We start from the raw sequence: 15,654 nt of genomic DNA on the forward strand, positions 1-15,654 counted from the left end.
CCCCCGAGAACCGCAACACGAGCCCCGAGAACCGCAACACGAGCCCCGGAGTCCGCAACACGGGCCCCGGGATCCGCAACACGAGCCCCGGGATCCGCAACACGGTCCCCTGGATCCGCAACACGCGCGCGTCAGGGGAGGTCGGCGAGTTTGCGGTGCAGGACGGTGCGTTCGCGGTCGTTGCCGCACAGCGACACGGCGCGTTCCAGCTCGGTGCGTGCCTCGGTGGTGCGGCCCAGCCGTCGCAGCAGTTCCCCGCGCACGCCGGCGACCTGGTGCGAATCGGGCAGGTCCTCGGCGACCGCGTCGACCAGGGGCAGCGCATCGGCGGGCCCGCGCGCCATCGACACCGCCACAGCCCGGTTCAGCTCCACGACCGGTGACGGCGCCAGCGTCCCCAACGCCTCGTACAGCGCGACGACGCGTTCCCAGTCCGTGTCCGCCACGGACCGTGCGACGGCGTGGCATTCCGCGATCGCCGCCTGCAATCCGTAGTAGCCCAGGCCGCGGCCGACCCGTTCGGCGGACCGCAACGCCGCCCTGCCCCTGCGGATCGCCGAGTCGTCCCACAACCGCCGGTCCTGGTCCTCGAGCAGCACCGGTTCGCCGTCGGAGTCGGTCCGGGCGGGGAATCGTGCCGACGTCAGTTCCAGGAGCGCCAGCAGGCCGTGCACCTCGTTCTCGCCCGGCATCAGCCGTGCCAGCACCCTGGCGAGCCGCCGCGCCTCCCCCGCCAGGTCGAAGCGGATCAGCGCATCCCCGGAGCTGGCAGACGATCCCTCGGTGAAGATCACGTAGACGACGCTCAGCACCGCCGCGAGCCGCGCACCGAGCTCGTCGGACTCCGGCGCCCGGAAACCCGCCTCCGCCGCACCCAGCGACTTCTTCGCGCGCGTGATGCGCGCCTGCACGGTGGCCGTCGACACGAGGAACGCCCGCGCGATCTCGTCGCTCGTCAACCCGCCCACCACGCGCAGCGTCAGCGCCACCTGCGCCTCGCGCGACAACGCGGGGTGGCACGCGGTGAACATCAGCGTGAGGACGTCGTCGTCGGTGTCGTCGGGCCGGTCGGGAGCCGGGCCGGTGTCGAGCTGCGGCAGGCGGTCGTCCAACGCCGACCGCCTGCGGAACGCGTCGATCGCCCTGCGCCTGCCCGTTGTCAGCAGCCACGCCACCGGGTCGCGCGGAACGCCCTCGCGGGGCCAGTTGACCAGTGCCTCCGCGAGGGCTTCCTGTGCGACGTCCTCGGCCAGCGCGAGATCACCGGTGTACCGCGCGAGCCCGGCGACGATCCGTGCCGACTCGATCCGCCACAGCGCCTCGACCCGGCGTCGGGCGTCGAGCTGTTCGCTCAGGCCGTGCCGAGCTGCTCCCGCCAGCCCTTCTCCTTCTGGACCCACTCGTTGTCCTGCGGGAACTCGTCGATCTCGGTAACCCGGCGGATCTCCATCTTGCTGCCGGGGCCCTGCATCGGGGCGCGTTTGGCCCATTCGACCGCCTCTTCCTTGGACGCCACCTCGAGCATCCAGAAGCCGTTGAACAGTTCCTTCGTCTCGCCGTACGGGCCGTCGGTGACGACGGGCGTCTCGGAGGAGTAGTCCACGACCACGCCGGGGTCCTCGGGGTCGAGGCCCTCGCCACCGATCATCACGCCCGCGTTCATCATCTCCTCGTTGAACTTGCCCATGACGGCGATCATCTCGTTGAAGTCGACGTTCTCGTAGGCTGCGAAGGTCTCGTCGGTGGCCCGCATGATCAGCATGAACTTCATCGTCTGCTCCTTTGCCGTGAAGCCCCCTCGTGGAGCTTCTCACCACAAGGTCGAGTGGGCACCTCTCGAAATCGACACGGCGCCGAATTTTTTTCCGAGAGAGTTCGGCGACTTCCCGTGCAGTGCCGTGCCCACCGGAGTATTCGCAGCGCAACAGGGTCGCCGGCGGCACATGTCCGTCCGGTCGCTTCCGTGCCGACGTAGGGTCCGGCGGGTGACTACGACCCCGCATCCGGAACCGCAACCACCTGTTCCGCGGCGAACCGTCACTCCGGATCGGCTCGCCGCGACGGTGTCCGCCTGCCGCGCACTCATCGAGAACCGCTTTCCCGGCCAGGGCTCCGACGACGTGGAGCGCGGCGCCGCGGCCATGCTCCTCGACGACGGCACGATCCTCACCGGAACGGCGCCCGACGTCGTAAATCCCGGTGTGGAGATCTGCCACGAGACCGAGCCGTTCGCCGCGGCGTTCCGGCTGGGCCGCGCGATCGTCGCGTCGGTGTGCCTGGCGCGCGAGCAGCCAGGCCGTTTCGTCGTCCTCAGCCCCTGCGGGGTGTGCCGGGAACGCCTCGCGGTGCACGGGCCGGACGTCTGCGTCGCCGTGCCGCGGCCCGGCGACGAGCGCGGTGATCCGGCGTGGATCACGCTCGGCGAGGCGCTGCCGTACTACTGGGCCGCGGTCTTCGACGACGTCCCGTGGCGTTGAACGCCCCCAGGGGCACCTTGGTGGCGTTGAACGCCACCAAGGTGCCCTTGGGGGCTCCCCGCGGGGCTCCCGGAATGTCGGGTCCGCGTGGCACGCTTGCGGGCGTGACCACCACCGATGCGGCGCGCCTGCGGGAACTGACGCTGTTGCGGCGGGTGCGCGACCGGATCGACAGGGAGTACGCGCAGCCGCTCGACGTCGAGGCCCTCGCCCGCGGCGTGCACATGTCGGCGGGACACCTGAGCAGGCGGTTCCGCGAGGCCTACGGCGAGTCGCCGTACTCCTACCTGATGACCCGGCGGATCGAACGCGCCATGACGTTGCTGCGCCGCGGGGACCTGAGCGTCACCGAGGTGTGCTTCGAGGTCGGCGGCTCGTCGCTCGGCACGTTCAGCACGCGGTTCCGTGAGCTCGTCGGCATGTCGCCGAGCCGGTACCGGGAGGAGCAGGCGGGCGCGACCGACGGCATGCCCGCGTGTGTGGCGAAGCAGGTCACCAGACCGATCAGGAATCGAGAAGCGCCCGCGCGGCGCCGGGCCTAGCGTGAAGTCATGACCAGCACAGATCTCACCATCGCCCAGGCCATGCTTCCGCTCTCCGACCCGGACGCATCGCTCGCCTTCTACCGCGACGTCCTCGGTTTCGAGGTCCGCAACCACGTCGAGTACGGCGACATGCACTGGATCACCGTCGGCCCGCCCGGCCAGCCGGAGACCTCCGTCGTGCTCTATCCGCCGGAGGCCACGCCCGGCCTCACCGACGCCGAGCGAAGCCTCATCGAGGAGATGATGGCCAAGGGCACCTACGCCATGATCAACCTGTCGACCCCGGACGTCGACGCGACGTTCGCCAAGGTCCAGCAGGGTGACGTCGAGGTCGTCCAGGAGCCGATCGACCAGCCGTACGGCATCCGCGACTGCGCACTCCGCGACCCGGCGGGCAACATGATCCGCATCCAGCAGGCGGGGTGACCGGCGGTGGCGACGAAGACCGCAGGGCCGAGTGCGTTGTCCCGGTGGATCCAGCACCGGGCGAACGCCTCCACGGCGAAACGCATCCGCCGCAAGGGCGGCCGGTCGATGGGGATGGACCTGTTGATCCTCCACACGGTCGGCAAGCGCAGCGGCGAGCCGCGGGAGACCCCGCTCACCTGGTTCGGCGACGACGACTCCTGGCTGATCATCGCCTCGGGTGGCGGTGAGCGCGACCCGGACTGGTACGTCAACCTGATGGCCAGCCCGGAACAGGCGACTGCCGAGTGGCACGGGCAGGAGCCCGTCGCCGTGACCCCGCGGGTCCTCGACGGCGCCGAGCGCGAACGGGCGTGGCGGCGCATCGTCGAACAGCAGCCACGCATCGCGAAATACCAGCGCAAACACAGCAGGCAGTACCCCGTCGTGCGGCTGACACGCCGTTGACCGCATCCCGTCGACGAGCCGAACCGAACCCACTGGAGAACCGATGAGCACGGACACGCCGGCGGCGCCCGCCGCCGACAGTCACGATCTGATCCGCGTGCAGGGCGCGCGGGAGAACAATCTCGCCGACATCAGCATCGAACTGCCCAAGCGGCGGCTGACGGTGTTCACCGGCGTGTCCGGGTCGGGCAAGAGCTCGCTCGTGTTCGCGACGATCGCCGCGGAGTCGCAACGGCTCATCAACGAGACCTACAGCACCTTCGTGCAAGGGTTCATGCCGACGCTGGCGCGCCCGGACGTCGACGTGCTCGACGGGCTGACCACGGCGATCATCGTCGACCAGGAACGCATGGCGGCCGACCCGCGGTCGACGGTCGGCACGGCGACCGACACCGGCGCGATGCTGCGCATCCTGTTCAGCAAACTGGGCGAGCCGCACATCGGGTCGCCGAAGGCGTTCTCGTTCAACGTCGCGTCCATCAGCGGGGCGGGCGCGGTCACGATGGAACGCGGCGGCAAGAAGGTCAAGGAACGGCGCAGTTTCAGCATCCTCGGCGGCATGTGCTCGGAGTGCGAGGGCACCGGGCGGGTCACCGACTTCGACCTCTCCGCCATGTACGACGACAGCAAGTCGCTGCGCGAGGGCCCGTTCACGATCCCCGGCTGGAGCGCCGACGGCTGGTACGGGCGCATCTACATCGGCTGCGGCTTCTTCGACCCGGACAAGCCGCTGCGCGAGTTCAGCAAATCCGAATTGGACGACCTGCTGTACAAGGAGCCCACCAAGATCAAGGTCGACGGGATCAATCTCACCTACGAGGGCATCATCCCGAAGCTGCAGAAGTCGATGCTGTCGAAGGATCGCGAGGCGATGCAGCCGCACATCCGCGCGTTCGTCGACAAGGCGATCACCTTCACGACCTGTCCCGACTGCGACGGCACACGGCTGAACGAGACGGCGCGTTCCTCGACGATCGACGGCGTGAACATCGCCGACGCGTGCGCGATGCAGATCAGCGACCTCGCCGAATGGGTGCGCGGCATCAGTGTGCCCCAAGTGCGGCCGCTGCTGGAGATGTTGCAGTCCACACTGGACTCGTTCGTCGAGATCGGACTCGGCTACTTGTCGCTGGACCGGCCCTCGGGCACGCTCTCGGGCGGCGAGGCGCAGCGCACCAAACTCATCCGCCACCTCGGCTCGTCGCTGACCGACGTCACGTACGTCTTCGACGAGCCGACCATCGGCCTGCACCCGCACGACATCGCGCGCATGAACGACCTGCTGCTGCGACTGCGCGACAAGGGCAACACGGTGCTGGTCGTCGAACACAAGCCGGAGACGATCGCGATCGCCGACCACGTCGTCGACCTCGGCCCCGGCGCGGGAACCGACGGCGGGACGGTGTGTTTCGAAGGCACGGTCGACGGTCTGCGCGGCAGCGACACGCTGACCGGCAAACACCTCGACGACCGTGCCGCGCTCAAGCCGTCGGTGCGCACCGGGGAGGGAGCCCTCGAGATCCGCGGCGCCGACCTGCACAACCTCACCGGCGTCGACGTCGACATCCCGCTCGGCGTGCTCACCGTCGTCACGGGTGTCGCGGGGTCCGGCAAGAGCTCACTGATCCACGGGTCGCTGGGCGGGCGCGACGACGTCGCGATCGTCGACCAGTCCGCGATCAAGGGCTCCCGCCGGTCCAACCCGGCCACGTACACGGGCGCGCTCGACCCGATCCGCAAGGCGTTCGCGAAGGCAGGTGGGGTCAAACCGGGACTGTTCAGCGCGAACTCCGACGGCGCGTGCCCGAACTGCAACGGCGCAGGCGTCGTCTACCTCGACCTGGCGATCATGGCGGGAGTGTCGACGCCGTGCGAGGTGTGCGAGGGCAAGCGGTTCCAGGCCGAGGTGCTGGAGTACAAGCTGGGCGGCAAGGACATCAGCGAGGTCCTCGCGATGTCGGTGGCCCACGCCGAGGAGTTCTTCTCCGGCGGCGGGGCCAATCCTTCGGAAGCACGGATCCCCGCGGCGCACAAGATCCTCAAGCGACTCGACGACGTCGGACTCGGCTATCTGACGCTCGGCCAGCCGTTGACGACGCTGTCCGGCGGTGAGCGCCAACGGCTCAAACTCGCCACCAGGATGACCGAGTCCGCGGGGGTCTACGTGCTGGACGAGCCGACCACCGGTCTGCACCTCGCCGACGTCGACCAGCTCCTGGCCCTGCTCGACACGCTCGTCGACTCCGGCAAGTCCGTCGTCGTCATCGAGCACCACCAGGCCGTGATGGCCCACGCGGACTGGATCATCGACCTCGGCCCCGGCGCGGGACACGACGGTGGGCGGATCGTCTACGAAGGCACGCCCGCCGACCTGGTCGCCGCCCGGTCGACCCTCACCGGACAACACCTGGCGGACTACGTCGCCTGAGCGCACCAACGCCCGTGTTGCGGGTTCGGGGGCTTGTGTTGCGGATTGCGGAGGCCGTGTTGCGGCCCCAGGGGCCCGTGTTGCGGGTTCAGGGGCTCGTGTTGCAGGTTCGGGGGTTCGTGTTGCGGATACAGGCGCGCGCGGCAGCGCGCCCACCCGTCGCCCGTGCCGGCCCCGACGTGATCCCGAGCGCGTCGGGGCCCGGACACGGAACCGCCCCGGTTCGTCCTTCGGGGATGACGAACCGGGGCGGTCTCGGCCGGCCTCCAGGCCGGGCCATGTATGCACGGACGACCGGTACGGAAGCGATCTTCGTCTGTGCATACCCCCAGTGACCCGGGTGGGACCGGTGGTTGGACCACCGCCCGAGCGGGGAGGGAGCCCCGGAAGGTCGTGCCGCCCGCCTGGACGGCGGCGGAACGACCCCACGGGCCGAACGGTTCCCACCGGGTCGATCGGCCCGCGGGGGCGATCAGTTACTGCGCCGGTACTGCTCCCACGTGACCTTCTCGACCTTCGGGCCGTCGTCCGGAGCGCCCGAGGCCAGGCCGTTCTTGCCGCGGAAGTAGTCGCCGACCTGCTTCTGCGCGGCGGGCGACACATCGGTGTCATTGATGGCGATGGCGTGGATGTGCGGTGCCCAGTCGCCCTGGTCGGCGGTGCGGTGCCAAGCGGCGAACCCGACCCGGCGCAACGCCTTGACGGCCTTGTGCGCGTTGATGCCCCGCACCGAGATGTCGACCGCGCCGCCACCGTCGTGCGTGCCTGCCGAGCCCGGGTTCGCCCCGGTGTACGAGCCCTGCGTGACGGTCAGGTCGATGCCGGAGATCTTCTCCGCCTCTTCGTACATGTTCAGCGTGCGCCGGTTCAGCACGTCGCCCGAACCGAGCCGGACCTTGCCGCCCACGTCGATCTTCCGCGTCACGTCGAACCCGGCGTCGCCGCCGAGTCTCGTCAGCGAGCCCTTGCCGGGCAGGCCGCTGGCTGCCAGCCCGGAGTAGCCGAGTCTGCGCTGGTACTTCGCGTACGCGTCGACCGTGCTCGTGCCGAAGTGCCCGTCGACGTACTTGCCCGCCAACAGGCCCTTCGCGGCGAGCGCCTTCTCGACCTTCGTCACCGACGTGCCCGCGCCGGGGACGATCGACCGGTTCGGCTTGTACGGGTCCCACATTGCGGCCTTGACGACCATCTCCATGTTCACCGAACCGGCCGTGGCCGCCGGTCCGGCGGTGCTCGGTTCACCGGCGGCCGATGCGGGGGCGAGTCCCGCCGCGGCCACCGCCGTCAACAGTGCCGTCACTGCGATCCTGCGCATGAGCTCTCCTTCGCCTCAGTCAGGAACCGCAGTGGCCGAACCTGCTGGTGAACGACTTGTCACCGACCGAGCCGCCCCACTTGACGCACTGGTTCGCGGCCTGCGCCTTCACCGGACCCGCGTAGTAACTGAACCGGCCACGGTCGGTCTTGCGGCTCTCGCCCTGGACCTCGAGGAACGCCGACGTCGAGCTGGCCGTGCCGATCTTCGTGTTCTTGATCGTGGTGACGCAGTTCTTGCCGGTGCCGTTGTTGTACATCAGGTAGATGCGGCCGTTGCCGTCGAGGCCCCGCTGGTTGATCACGTCGAAGCCGTTGCCGCAGATCTCCTTCGGTGTGTACGGGTTCCCGCCACCGCCACCGCCGCCGCAGTTCTTGCTTGTGAAGCTGGTCTTGGTGAAGTACGGGACGTTCCTGCCGCCGAGCACGACGCGCTGGGCGGAGCCGTTCAACCGCTGTTCGAAATGCAGGTGCGGACCCGTCGAGCCGCCGGTGTTGCCGACGCGGCCGATCTGCGTGCCCGCGCTGACCCGCTGGCCGACGCTGACGCCCTGCGAGTACAGGTGGGCGTACCGGGTGGTCCAGCCGTTGCCGTGGTCGATCTCGATCCACTTGCCGTAGCTGGTGTTGCCCTCGTTGGCGACGCGCGAGACCCTGCCGCCCGCGGACGCCACGACGGGCGTCTTCCAGATGCCCGATTTCTGGAAGTCGACGGAGTTCTGCGGGCTGTGGCCGCTCCATGTGGCCGCGGTGGCGGTGTAGCCGCACTTGAACGGCATCTTGAACGCGGGCGCCGCGGCCGCCTGGCCTGCACCCACCGACATCAGTGCGGCGGTCGCCGCGACAGCGGCGGCGGCGATGGCCGCCGAGATCTTACGGAACTTCATGACTCTCCTCGCTGCAGAAGTTGATGAGATGTGAATCCGCCCTCGGCGCGGCGGTGGTGATCACTGCGTTCGCTGGTATCCCTCCCAGGTGCGGATCGGCGGGACCTCGGGCCCGTCGTCGGGCCGGTCATTGGCGAGACCGTTCTTGCCGAGGTAGTAGTCGCCCGTCTGCGCACGGGCGGGTTCGGACAGGTCCGGATCGGCCAGCGCGACGGCGTGGATGTGCGGCCCCCAGTCGCCCTGCGCGGGCGTGCGGTACCAGGCGGCGAACCCGACCTTCCGCAGGGCGCGCACGACCTGGGTGCGCTCGCGCGGGCTCATCCCGTCGACGTACAGGTCGACCGCGCCGCCGCCGTCGTGCGTGCCCGCCGACGTCGGATCGCCACCGGGGTTGTACGAACCCTGCTCGACGTCGAACGTCACGCCGGTCAGCCGCTGCGATTCGAGCAGCATGTCCTTGGTGCGCTTGTTGAACGTGGCGCCGTCGAACGTCGTGCGCGTACCGGGCCGGACGATGTGGGTGACGTCGAAGGCGTGGTCGCCGAGTGCGGTCAGCGAACGGTGTCCGGGGATGCCGTTGGCGGCGAGTCCTTCGTAGCCGAGCGAACGCTGGAACGCCGAGTAGGCGTCGAGCGTCGCCGTGCCGTAGTGGCCGTCGACGTATCGCTGGTCGAGAACGCCGCGCTCGGCGAGCTCCCGCTCGACCGTTCTGACGTGCTTCGCCGCCCCGTCGGTGAGAGTCTGATCCGGTCGCTGCGGGTCGATCTGCGCGGCCTTCAGGACGGCCGCCATGTTCACCTTCGGCAGCTCCGTGGCACCGACCGCGGCTCCGGCACCGCCCGTGGGGCCCGAGCCGGCGGCCGCACACATCGGCAGGCTCACCATCGCCGCCGCTGCGGCGAGGCCCGTCACCGCCATCGACACGGGGCGCTTCACTGTCATCGCTTCCTCTTCCAGCCGTGGTGCGTTGCCGCTACGAACAGTGGCGAACGAAAGGGACGTCCGGAACGTGTTGGGCGATCCTTCTGACGCCGTATGACACCGGTTGACACTCCCGACACCGTGCCGTCGGATGTTGAAAGGGCAGTTCAGCGCCGTATGACAGGCGGAGAGGTACGGCGGGCGCGGCGCGGATTCGTGTGACGGGCCATGCGTCCGGACGGGTGTTCCGGCGGCCTGTTTCGACGGATCCGCAACCGCCACGGCGTAGCCGGCGTCACACTCGCAGATGTTCGAGAAGGAGGAGGACCGAAGCCGTGTCCGACGCCGAAGGTGAGCAGCGGCCGCCTGCGCTCGACGAGTTCGTGGCGGAGCTGAAGAGACTCAGACAGCAGGCGGGAAATCCGTCCTTCCGCAAGATGGCCGAGCTCTCCGGCGCGGTGTCGCACGCGACGCTCCACCTGACCGTGACCGGGCGCCGGTTGCAGCCGTGGGAGACGGTGCGGGAGTTCGTGCGCGCCTGCGGGGGCGACGAGGCGGAGTGGTGCTCGCGGTACCGGCGCACCAAGGCCGTGCTGTCGGGCGAACTGCCGGACCCCGCGGACAACACCGAGGACGGTGTCACGGCCGGTGAAGACAGCGCCGTCCAGACCGGTGCCGCGACCGCCGAGCACGCGACCGCCGAGCACGCGGGTGTCGGCGCGTCGGCGGACGGCCGAGGCCCGGATGGTTCGAACGTCCCGTCACCGGTGCGGACCGGGTCTTCCCGGCGGCGCTGGCTCGCCGTGCCGCTGGCGGTGCTCGTGGTGGCCGCGGTCGTGGTGGGGCTGGTCGTGGTGGGGCTGCGGGCGCTGGGTGGCGACGACGGCCGTGCCGAGGCCGGTGACAAGCAGGCGACCGGTGGCGCGGCGAGCGGTCCTCCCGAGCCCGCCGCCTTGACCGAACCCGTCCACGAGGGCGACGCCAGCACGCTCTCCCGGGACCTCGGCATCCAGGACGGCGCCGTGGTCGCGCCGGAGCAGCGCTTCACGAGGACGTTCGAACTGCACAACGTCGGCACGGTCCACTGGAAGGGCCGCTACCTGCAGCGGATGGACCACGAAACGGGGCCGCGCCACTGCACGGCACCCGACCGCGTCCGGATCGCCGACACGGCGCCCGGGGAGAAGGTGAAGGTGCCGGTGACCGCGACGGCGGCCGGCGAGCCGACGACCTGCAAGGTGCACTGGAAGATGGTCGACCACACCGGGCGGCAGCTGCTGCCCGAGTACCGGCCCGCGTACTTCCTCGTGCACGTCCGCGCAGGTTCTTCGGGGCCGAGCGACTGACGGTGGATCCGGCCCGGTGGCGGCGTGGTGCCGGGCGGACGGCGGTGTCGTGCCGCGGCTGGCGGCGTGGTGCCGGACGGACTCGGCGTCACGGCTTGCGGGCGACCCCACCGAACATGACGTCGTCGAGTTCGGTCAGCCGTGGCGGCCCGGACGGCCACCACTCGGCGGTACGGACCAGTCCCGGCGGCACCATCTCCATGCCGTCGAAGTACGACAGCACGCGGTCGTAGTCACGCCAGTAGCCGGAATCCATGCCGAGGGAGCGGATGCGGTCGCGGATCTCGTCGCAGATCTCGGCGGCGCGGCCCGTCGGGTCGTTCTCGGGGCGCGGGTACGTGATGTGGGTGAGCGCCAGGTAGCTGCCGCTGGGCAGCGCCGCCATGTACTCGTCGAGGATGTCCTTCACCGCGCGGGGTTCGTCCGGGAAGTGGTGCAGCGAGAAGCAGTGGATCATCGCGACGGGCTCGTCGAAGTCGATCAGCTGCTGGACCTCGGGAGAACCGAGCACCTTCTGCGGGTCGCGGAAGTCCTCGCCGACGAACGCGGTGTGCTCGTTCTCGGCCAGCAGTGCGCGGCCGTAGGCGAGCACGGTGGGGTCGTTGTCGTTGTAGACGACCCTGGCCTCCGGGTTGTACCGCTGCGCGACCTCGTGGACGTTCTCGGCCTCGGGCAGTCCGGAACCGCAGTCGAGGAACTGGTTGATGCCCTGCGTCGAGCTCAGCCAGCGCACCACGCGGATGAGCCACTGCCGGTTCGTCCGTGCCGCCGCCTGGGGGTCGCCGAAGGCGTGCTCGAGCGCGGCGACGATCTTGCGATCGCTCTCGTAGACGTCCTTACCGCCGAGCAGCGCGCTGTAGGCTCTGGCCGTGCTCGGCACGTCCGGGTCGATGATCGCGCTCGCCTGGTCGATGCCGCGGTCGCCGCGGACCCTTCCTGCGGCCGGTGCGGCTCCGGTGTCGGAGTCGGACGACATGGGGACCCCCACTGTGGTTACATACGGTGTTCGGATCGTTACGTCGGCGCCGGTCACCATACCGAGGGCGTGGGAGCGGTGTCACCGCCGAGGGTGACTACGCGGAGTAGCGAATCCGCACTCGCTCGCCGGGCAGGCGCCGGCCGAGGTCAGGGCCGGAACCTGGAGGCCGCCTCCTCGAGCTTCGCGACGTGGTCCCGCCATGCGGCGTCGTCGGTGTGCGGCAGGTTCGGCGCGGACGCGGTGTAGCCGACCGCGCCGTCGAGCTGCTCCCTGAGGATGTCGGCGTGCCCGGCGTGCCGCTGGAGGTCGACGATGAGGTGGACGACGAGCTGGTGCAGCGTCACCGGGTTGCGGTGCGCAGGCCAGTGCGGGATCTGCGCCCGGACGGCGAGGTCGGCCTCGGCGAGCAGGGCGTCGGTGTTGGCCCACGCGGCGCGGTAGAGGGCGACGACGTCCTCGCGGGACTCGTCGGGCCGTGCCCACATGTCGACCAGCGGATCGGTGTCCGCCTCGTCGAGCCACGCGGGAGCGCCCTGCGGGTCGCGGCCGAAGGGTTCGCCGAAGTAGCCGAACTCGACTCCCGCGGCGTGCTTGACCAGACCGAGCAGGTTCGTTCCGGTCGGCGTGAGCGGCCTGCGCACGTCGTACTCGCCGAGGCCGCCGAGTTTCCACAGCAGCGCGTCCCGTGCCTGCTGCAGGTACCGCCGCAGTGTTTCGGCCTGTGTCTCGGGCGCTCGGTCGTTCGGGGCCGGGTCCGGGGTCCGGTCGCTCATCGCGCTGAGCCTAGCCGCGATCACGACTGTGGCCGACGGGTTTTCCCACGACGTATGCGGGAACGCCTATGCGTGCCTGCACGATCCGATGGAAGGAGCGGCCATGGCCTCCTGCGAGGTATGCGGCAACGACTACGAGCTGGCGTTCGAGGTCCGTACCCAGGACGGCGGCGAGCACGTCTTCGATTCGTTCGAATGCGCGATCCACCGGCTGGCGCCCGTGTGCGAGCACTGCGGGTGCCGGGTGATCGGCCACGGGGTGTCGGTCGACGGCCGGTTCTTCTGCTGCGCCCACTGCGCCCGCACGGCGACCGGCGCCGGAGCGGAACTTCAGGACGCGGTCGGCACCGCGTGAGCGGCAACGGCACCGCGTGAGCGGCGACGGACCCGGGTGAGCCCCGCCGTGGTGGGGAGGACACCGGCGGGCTCACCCGGCCGCCGCGCCCTTCGGCGTGTCCGACGTGAACGAGCTCGCGAACGCTGGTCACTCCACGGCGTGATCCCGTACCGTCACGCCCGGTTCGGCCGTGCCGCAGTGACGAGGAGGTCGCGTGGGTGTCCCGGAGCAGGGGCTGACCTGGGGTCTGAAACGCAGCTTCGTGGCCTACGTGTCACGCCTCCGTGACGGCGGGTGCGGCGCCAAGGACGGCGGATCCGTCGTCGACGGCAGCTTCTTCCACTTCGAGCCCGCCGGCCCGGCCGACGGCTCCGTGCTGCGCTTCCAGGGCGACGTCCGGCTCGTCGGTCACGCCGGCCTGCTGTTCGTGATGCTGAAAGACCCGTGGGTCGAGTTCACCTCCGACGGCGCGGTGCTGTCGGTCGTCGACGTCGAACACTGGCCGGACACCTCGAAGCGCATGCCACTCGCCACCCTCGAACCCGCCGAACCCGTCACCGCCGAGGGGCTTCGAGTGTGGTCCGACGTCCCCGCGAAGCTCACCGAGCAGGGCGTCGAGCTGTTCAACGAGCAGTACGCGGCGGGCCAGCCGCTCGACCCCGTCACCTTCGCCGTGCCCGCGGAATGAACCGCCCATGACCTGCATCGACACGCCCACCCGCCGATCGTCTCCCCGCCGAACGGGTCACAAGTCCGTCCCGTGGTCGAACGGGTCATGGTTGAATTTCCAGTGGACTCACGGAGAAAGGGTGGACGTGGCGAAGCTGGGTGAACTGGAGCGCGCGGTGATGGAGGTGCTCTGGGCGCGGGCCGAACCCGCCACCGTGCGTGCCGTCCACGAGGAACTGGCCGACCGCGGCCTGGCGTACACCACCGTCATGACCGTGCTGACCCGGCTGGCGGCGAAGGGAGTCGTGCGCAGGAAGCGGTCCGGGCGTGCGTGGCTGTACGCGCCGGCGGCGAGCCGCGAGGAGTACGTCGCGGAACTGATGCTCGAGGCGCTGGAGATGACCGGCGACCGTGACTCGGCGCTGGTGCGGTTCGCCCAGTCGGTGACCAACGACGAGGCCGATGCCCTGCGCAAGGCGCTCGAACGGGGCGAGTCGCCGTGACTCTGGCCGTGCACCACCTCGCAGCGGGCACAGCGGCCGTGCTCGTGTCGCTCTGGCTGCTGCGCGGACGTTGGACCCACTCGCACCCGCGCGCCGCGCTGGTGCTGTGGCAGCTCAGCTCGCTGGCGTTGATCGTGTCGGTGGTCGGCGCTCTGCTCTCCTTCGGTCTCGAACCGTTCGGACGGGGACTGCTGCCCGCGCTGGTCGACCTTCCGTGGCGCTTCCAGGAGCTCGACCTCTGGCATCTCGGCGCGGTCGCGCTCGGCCTGACGGTCGGGGGCTGGCTGATCGTCAACCAACTGTTGTGCCTGCGCAGCACGGCTCGCGCGCGGGCTCGGCACAGGCTGTTGCTGCAGCTCGTCGCGACGCAGGAGTCCGAGGAACAGGGCCGGGAAGCGCTCGTCGTCGACCACCCCGTCGCCGTGGCGTACTGCCTGCCCGGTCGCACCCCGCACATCGTCGTCAGCGCGGGCGCGCGACGACTGCTCACCGACGAGGAGCTCGACGCCGTGCTCGCCCACGAGCGCGCACACGCGCGGGAACGGCACCACCTGGTGGTCGCGCCGTTCCAGGCGTTGCGGCGGTTGCTGCCCAGCAGCTCCCTGCTGACGCGGGTGTGCTCGACGATCGAGCTGCTCGTCGAGATGTGCGCCGACGACCGTGCGGCGCGTTCGCGCGGCCGCGAACCGCTGGCGAGCGCCCTGGAGCGGTTCCGTGCGAACGGCAACGTCGGCGGTACGCCCGCGGGCGCCCTGGCGGTGGTCGACGCGCCGGTGTCGGCGCGGATCAGCAGGTTGCGCAATCCCGACGGCGGCAGGCTGCCGCTCGCGTGGCCGCTGGCGTGCGCGGTCGCCGTGGCGGCGCTGGCGACGTCGTTGTCCCTGTTCGCCGTCCCGCTGTAGCCCACCGCGCATGCCCTTGGGGCACCTTGGTCGCGTTGAACACAGCCACGCGTCAGCGTGTCCGTGAGGGGCGGTGGCCGGGCCGGCGGGTGGGAGCGCCGAACCTTCCCCTCGTGCCGGTGAGGGGTGGTGGCCGGGTTGGCGGGTGAACGCGCCGAAATCTCCCCTCGTGCCCGCCTGCCCGGCGTCCAGCTACGCGCCCGCCCACCCTTCGTTCCGTCGTTGCCGCGTCCCTCTTGCCGTTAATACGACAAAATGTAGTAAGTTCCGCGCATGGACATCGTCTACAACCTCCTCGTCGTGACGCACCTGCTCGGCATGGCGTATCTCGTGAGCGGCATCGTCGTGCGCTGGGTCGGCCCCGCCGAGCGGGCGGGCAAGATCATGCTGTGGGGTGCGAGCGCCCAGGTCGTCACGGGACTCGCGCTCGCCGGAATCGCGTCGGCGGGCCTCGTGGGCGGCGAGGTCAACCACATGAAGATCGGCGTCAAGCTCGTCGTCGCCGTGGCGGTGCTCGTGCTGGCGCACATCGTGTGGCGCCGTCCCGACGCCGGGAAGAACGTCTTCTACGGCCTCACCGCCGCCACGCTGCTCAACGTCGTGATCGCCGCGATGTGGGTGTGAGCCACCGGCCGCGTCGTCAGGTGCCGGTACGTCCCGTGCGACGACCGGCGCCGCGGCGCGAGCCCCACGCCCCGCG

The 15,654-nt window shown here is 70.2% G+C and carries 18 protein-coding genes; 11 read left to right on the top strand and 7 right to left on the bottom strand.

The features are described from left to right. Positions 1–131: 131 nt before the first annotated feature. Together LY13_RS11745 and LY13_RS11750 are read right to left on the bottom strand one after the other, a co-directional pair. Complete coding sequence (locus LY13_RS11745) at positions 132–1,355, bottom strand: RNA polymerase sigma factor (protein WP_253828455.1); 1,224 nt, start codon at positions 1,353–1,355, stop codon at positions 132–134. Beyond that, positions 1,352–1,771: a YciI family protein gene (locus LY13_RS11750; protein ID WP_253828415.1), complete on the bottom strand. Its 420-nt coding sequence runs from the start codon at positions 1,769–1,771 to the stop codon at positions 1,352–1,354. The genes LY13_RS11745 and LY13_RS11750 overlap by 4 nt, the downstream gene beginning before the upstream one ends. 214 nt (positions 1,772–1,985) lie before the next feature. Between LY13_RS11750 and LY13_RS11755 the strand changes: the two genes are divergently transcribed. The 5 genes from LY13_RS11755 (at position 1,986) to LY13_RS11775 (ending at position 6,323) form a co-directional block, all read left to right on the top strand. Next, positions 1,986–2,477, top strand: a complete 492-nt coding sequence (locus LY13_RS11755) for a cytidine deaminase (RefSeq protein ID WP_253828416.1) — start codon at positions 1,986–1,988, stop codon at positions 2,475–2,477. 74 nt (positions 2,478–2,551) lie between these two features. Then, positions 2,552–3,019 (top strand): helix-turn-helix transcriptional regulator, encoded by a 468-nt coding sequence (locus LY13_RS11760; RefSeq protein ID WP_372493812.1) that lies wholly within the window; start codon positions 2,552–2,554, stop codon positions 3,017–3,019. Positions 3,020–3,028: 9 nt separating this feature from the next. Beyond that, entirely contained in the window at positions 3,029–3,448 is a 420-nt protein-coding gene (locus LY13_RS11765) for a VOC family protein (RefSeq protein WP_253828418.1), read from the top strand. 6 nt (positions 3,449–3,454) lie between these two features. Further along, positions 3,455–3,895, top strand: coding sequence for a nitroreductase family deazaflavin-dependent oxidoreductase (locus LY13_RS11770; RefSeq protein WP_253828419.1), 441 nt, complete (start codon positions 3,455–3,457; stop codon positions 3,893–3,895). Between the two features lie 43 nt (positions 3,896–3,938). Beyond that, the gene (locus tag LY13_RS11775) at positions 3,939–6,323 is read left to right on the top strand and encodes an ATP-binding cassette domain-containing protein (protein WP_253828420.1); all 2,385 of its coding nucleotides are present in this window, start codon (positions 3,939–3,941) and stop codon (positions 6,321–6,323) included. A 472-nt stretch (positions 6,324–6,795) separates the two neighbouring features. Here the strand turns inward: LY13_RS11775 and LY13_RS11780 are convergent, their stop codons facing one another. From LY13_RS11780 to LY13_RS11790, 3 genes are read right to left on the bottom strand one after another with little or no spacing between them, the layout of a single operon-like run. Further along, the gene (locus tag LY13_RS11780) at positions 6,796–7,638 is read right to left on the bottom strand and encodes a peptidoglycan-binding domain-containing protein (RefSeq protein WP_253828421.1); all 843 of its coding nucleotides are present in this window, start codon (positions 7,636–7,638) and stop codon (positions 6,796–6,798) included. A 19-nt stretch (positions 7,639–7,657) separates the two neighbouring features. Continuing rightward, positions 7,658–8,524: a M23 family metallopeptidase gene (locus tag LY13_RS11785; protein ID WP_253828422.1), complete on the bottom strand. Its 867-nt coding sequence runs from the start codon at positions 8,522–8,524 to the stop codon at positions 7,658–7,660. A gap of 60 nt (positions 8,525–8,584) precedes the next feature. Then, on the bottom strand, positions 8,585–9,466 hold the full coding sequence (locus tag LY13_RS11790) for a peptidoglycan-binding domain-containing protein (protein ID WP_253828423.1): 882 nt from the start codon (positions 9,464–9,466) through the stop codon (positions 8,585–8,587). Between the two features lie 314 nt (positions 9,467–9,780). Here LY13_RS11790 and LY13_RS11795 point away from each other — a divergent pair, with 314 nt between their 5' ends. Further along, positions 9,781–10,791, top strand: coding sequence for an NBR1-Ig-like domain-containing protein (locus tag LY13_RS11795; protein WP_253828424.1), 1,011 nt, complete (start codon positions 9,781–9,783; stop codon positions 10,789–10,791). Between the two features lie 88 nt (positions 10,792–10,879). On the opposite strand, the gene LY13_RS11800 is transcribed toward LY13_RS11795, so the two are convergent. Further along, positions 10,880–11,767 carry an SAM-dependent methyltransferase gene (locus LY13_RS11800; protein WP_253828425.1) on the bottom strand — a complete coding sequence of 296 codons (888 nt, stop codon included), beginning with the start codon at positions 11,765–11,767 and terminating at the stop codon, positions 10,880–10,882. A 149-nt stretch (positions 11,768–11,916) separates the two neighbouring features. Continuing rightward, positions 11,917–12,543, bottom strand: a complete 627-nt coding sequence (locus tag LY13_RS11805; protein ID WP_253828426.1) for a DinB family protein — start codon at positions 12,541–12,543, stop codon at positions 11,917–11,919. A 103-nt stretch (positions 12,544–12,646) separates the two neighbouring features. Here LY13_RS11805 and LY13_RS11810 point away from each other — a divergent pair, with 103 nt between their 5' ends. The 5 genes from LY13_RS11810 to LY13_RS11830 all read left to right on the top strand — a co-directional run bounded on the left by LY13_RS11810 (position 12,647) and on the right by LY13_RS11830 (position 15,578). Beyond that, positions 12,647–12,898 (top strand): metallothionein, encoded by a 252-nt coding sequence (locus LY13_RS11810; RefSeq protein WP_253828427.1) that lies wholly within the window; start codon positions 12,647–12,649, stop codon positions 12,896–12,898. A gap of 196 nt (positions 12,899–13,094) precedes the next feature. After that, entirely contained in the window at positions 13,095–13,568 is a 474-nt protein-coding gene (locus LY13_RS11815; RefSeq protein WP_253828428.1) for an HtaA domain-containing protein, read from the top strand. Positions 13,569–13,689: 121 nt separating this feature from the next. After that, the gene (locus LY13_RS11820; protein WP_308216313.1) at positions 13,690–14,052 is read left to right on the top strand and encodes a BlaI/MecI/CopY family transcriptional regulator; all 363 of its coding nucleotides are present in this window, start codon (positions 13,690–13,692) and stop codon (positions 14,050–14,052) included. After that, positions 14,049–14,954: a M56 family metallopeptidase gene (locus tag LY13_RS11825; RefSeq protein ID WP_253828429.1), complete on the top strand. Its 906-nt coding sequence runs from the start codon at positions 14,049–14,051 to the stop codon at positions 14,952–14,954. The genes LY13_RS11820 and LY13_RS11825 overlap by 4 nt, the downstream gene beginning before the upstream one ends. A gap of 273 nt (positions 14,955–15,227) precedes the next feature. Continuing rightward, complete coding sequence (locus tag LY13_RS11830) at positions 15,228–15,578, top strand: hypothetical protein (protein WP_253828430.1); 351 nt, start codon at positions 15,228–15,230, stop codon at positions 15,576–15,578. Positions 15,579–15,654 lie beyond the last annotated feature (76 nt).

This window comes from Prauserella aidingensis, from assembly GCF_024171865.1.
Taxonomy (GTDB): domain Bacteria; phylum Actinomycetota; class Actinomycetes; order Mycobacteriales; family Pseudonocardiaceae; genus Prauserella; species Prauserella aidingensis.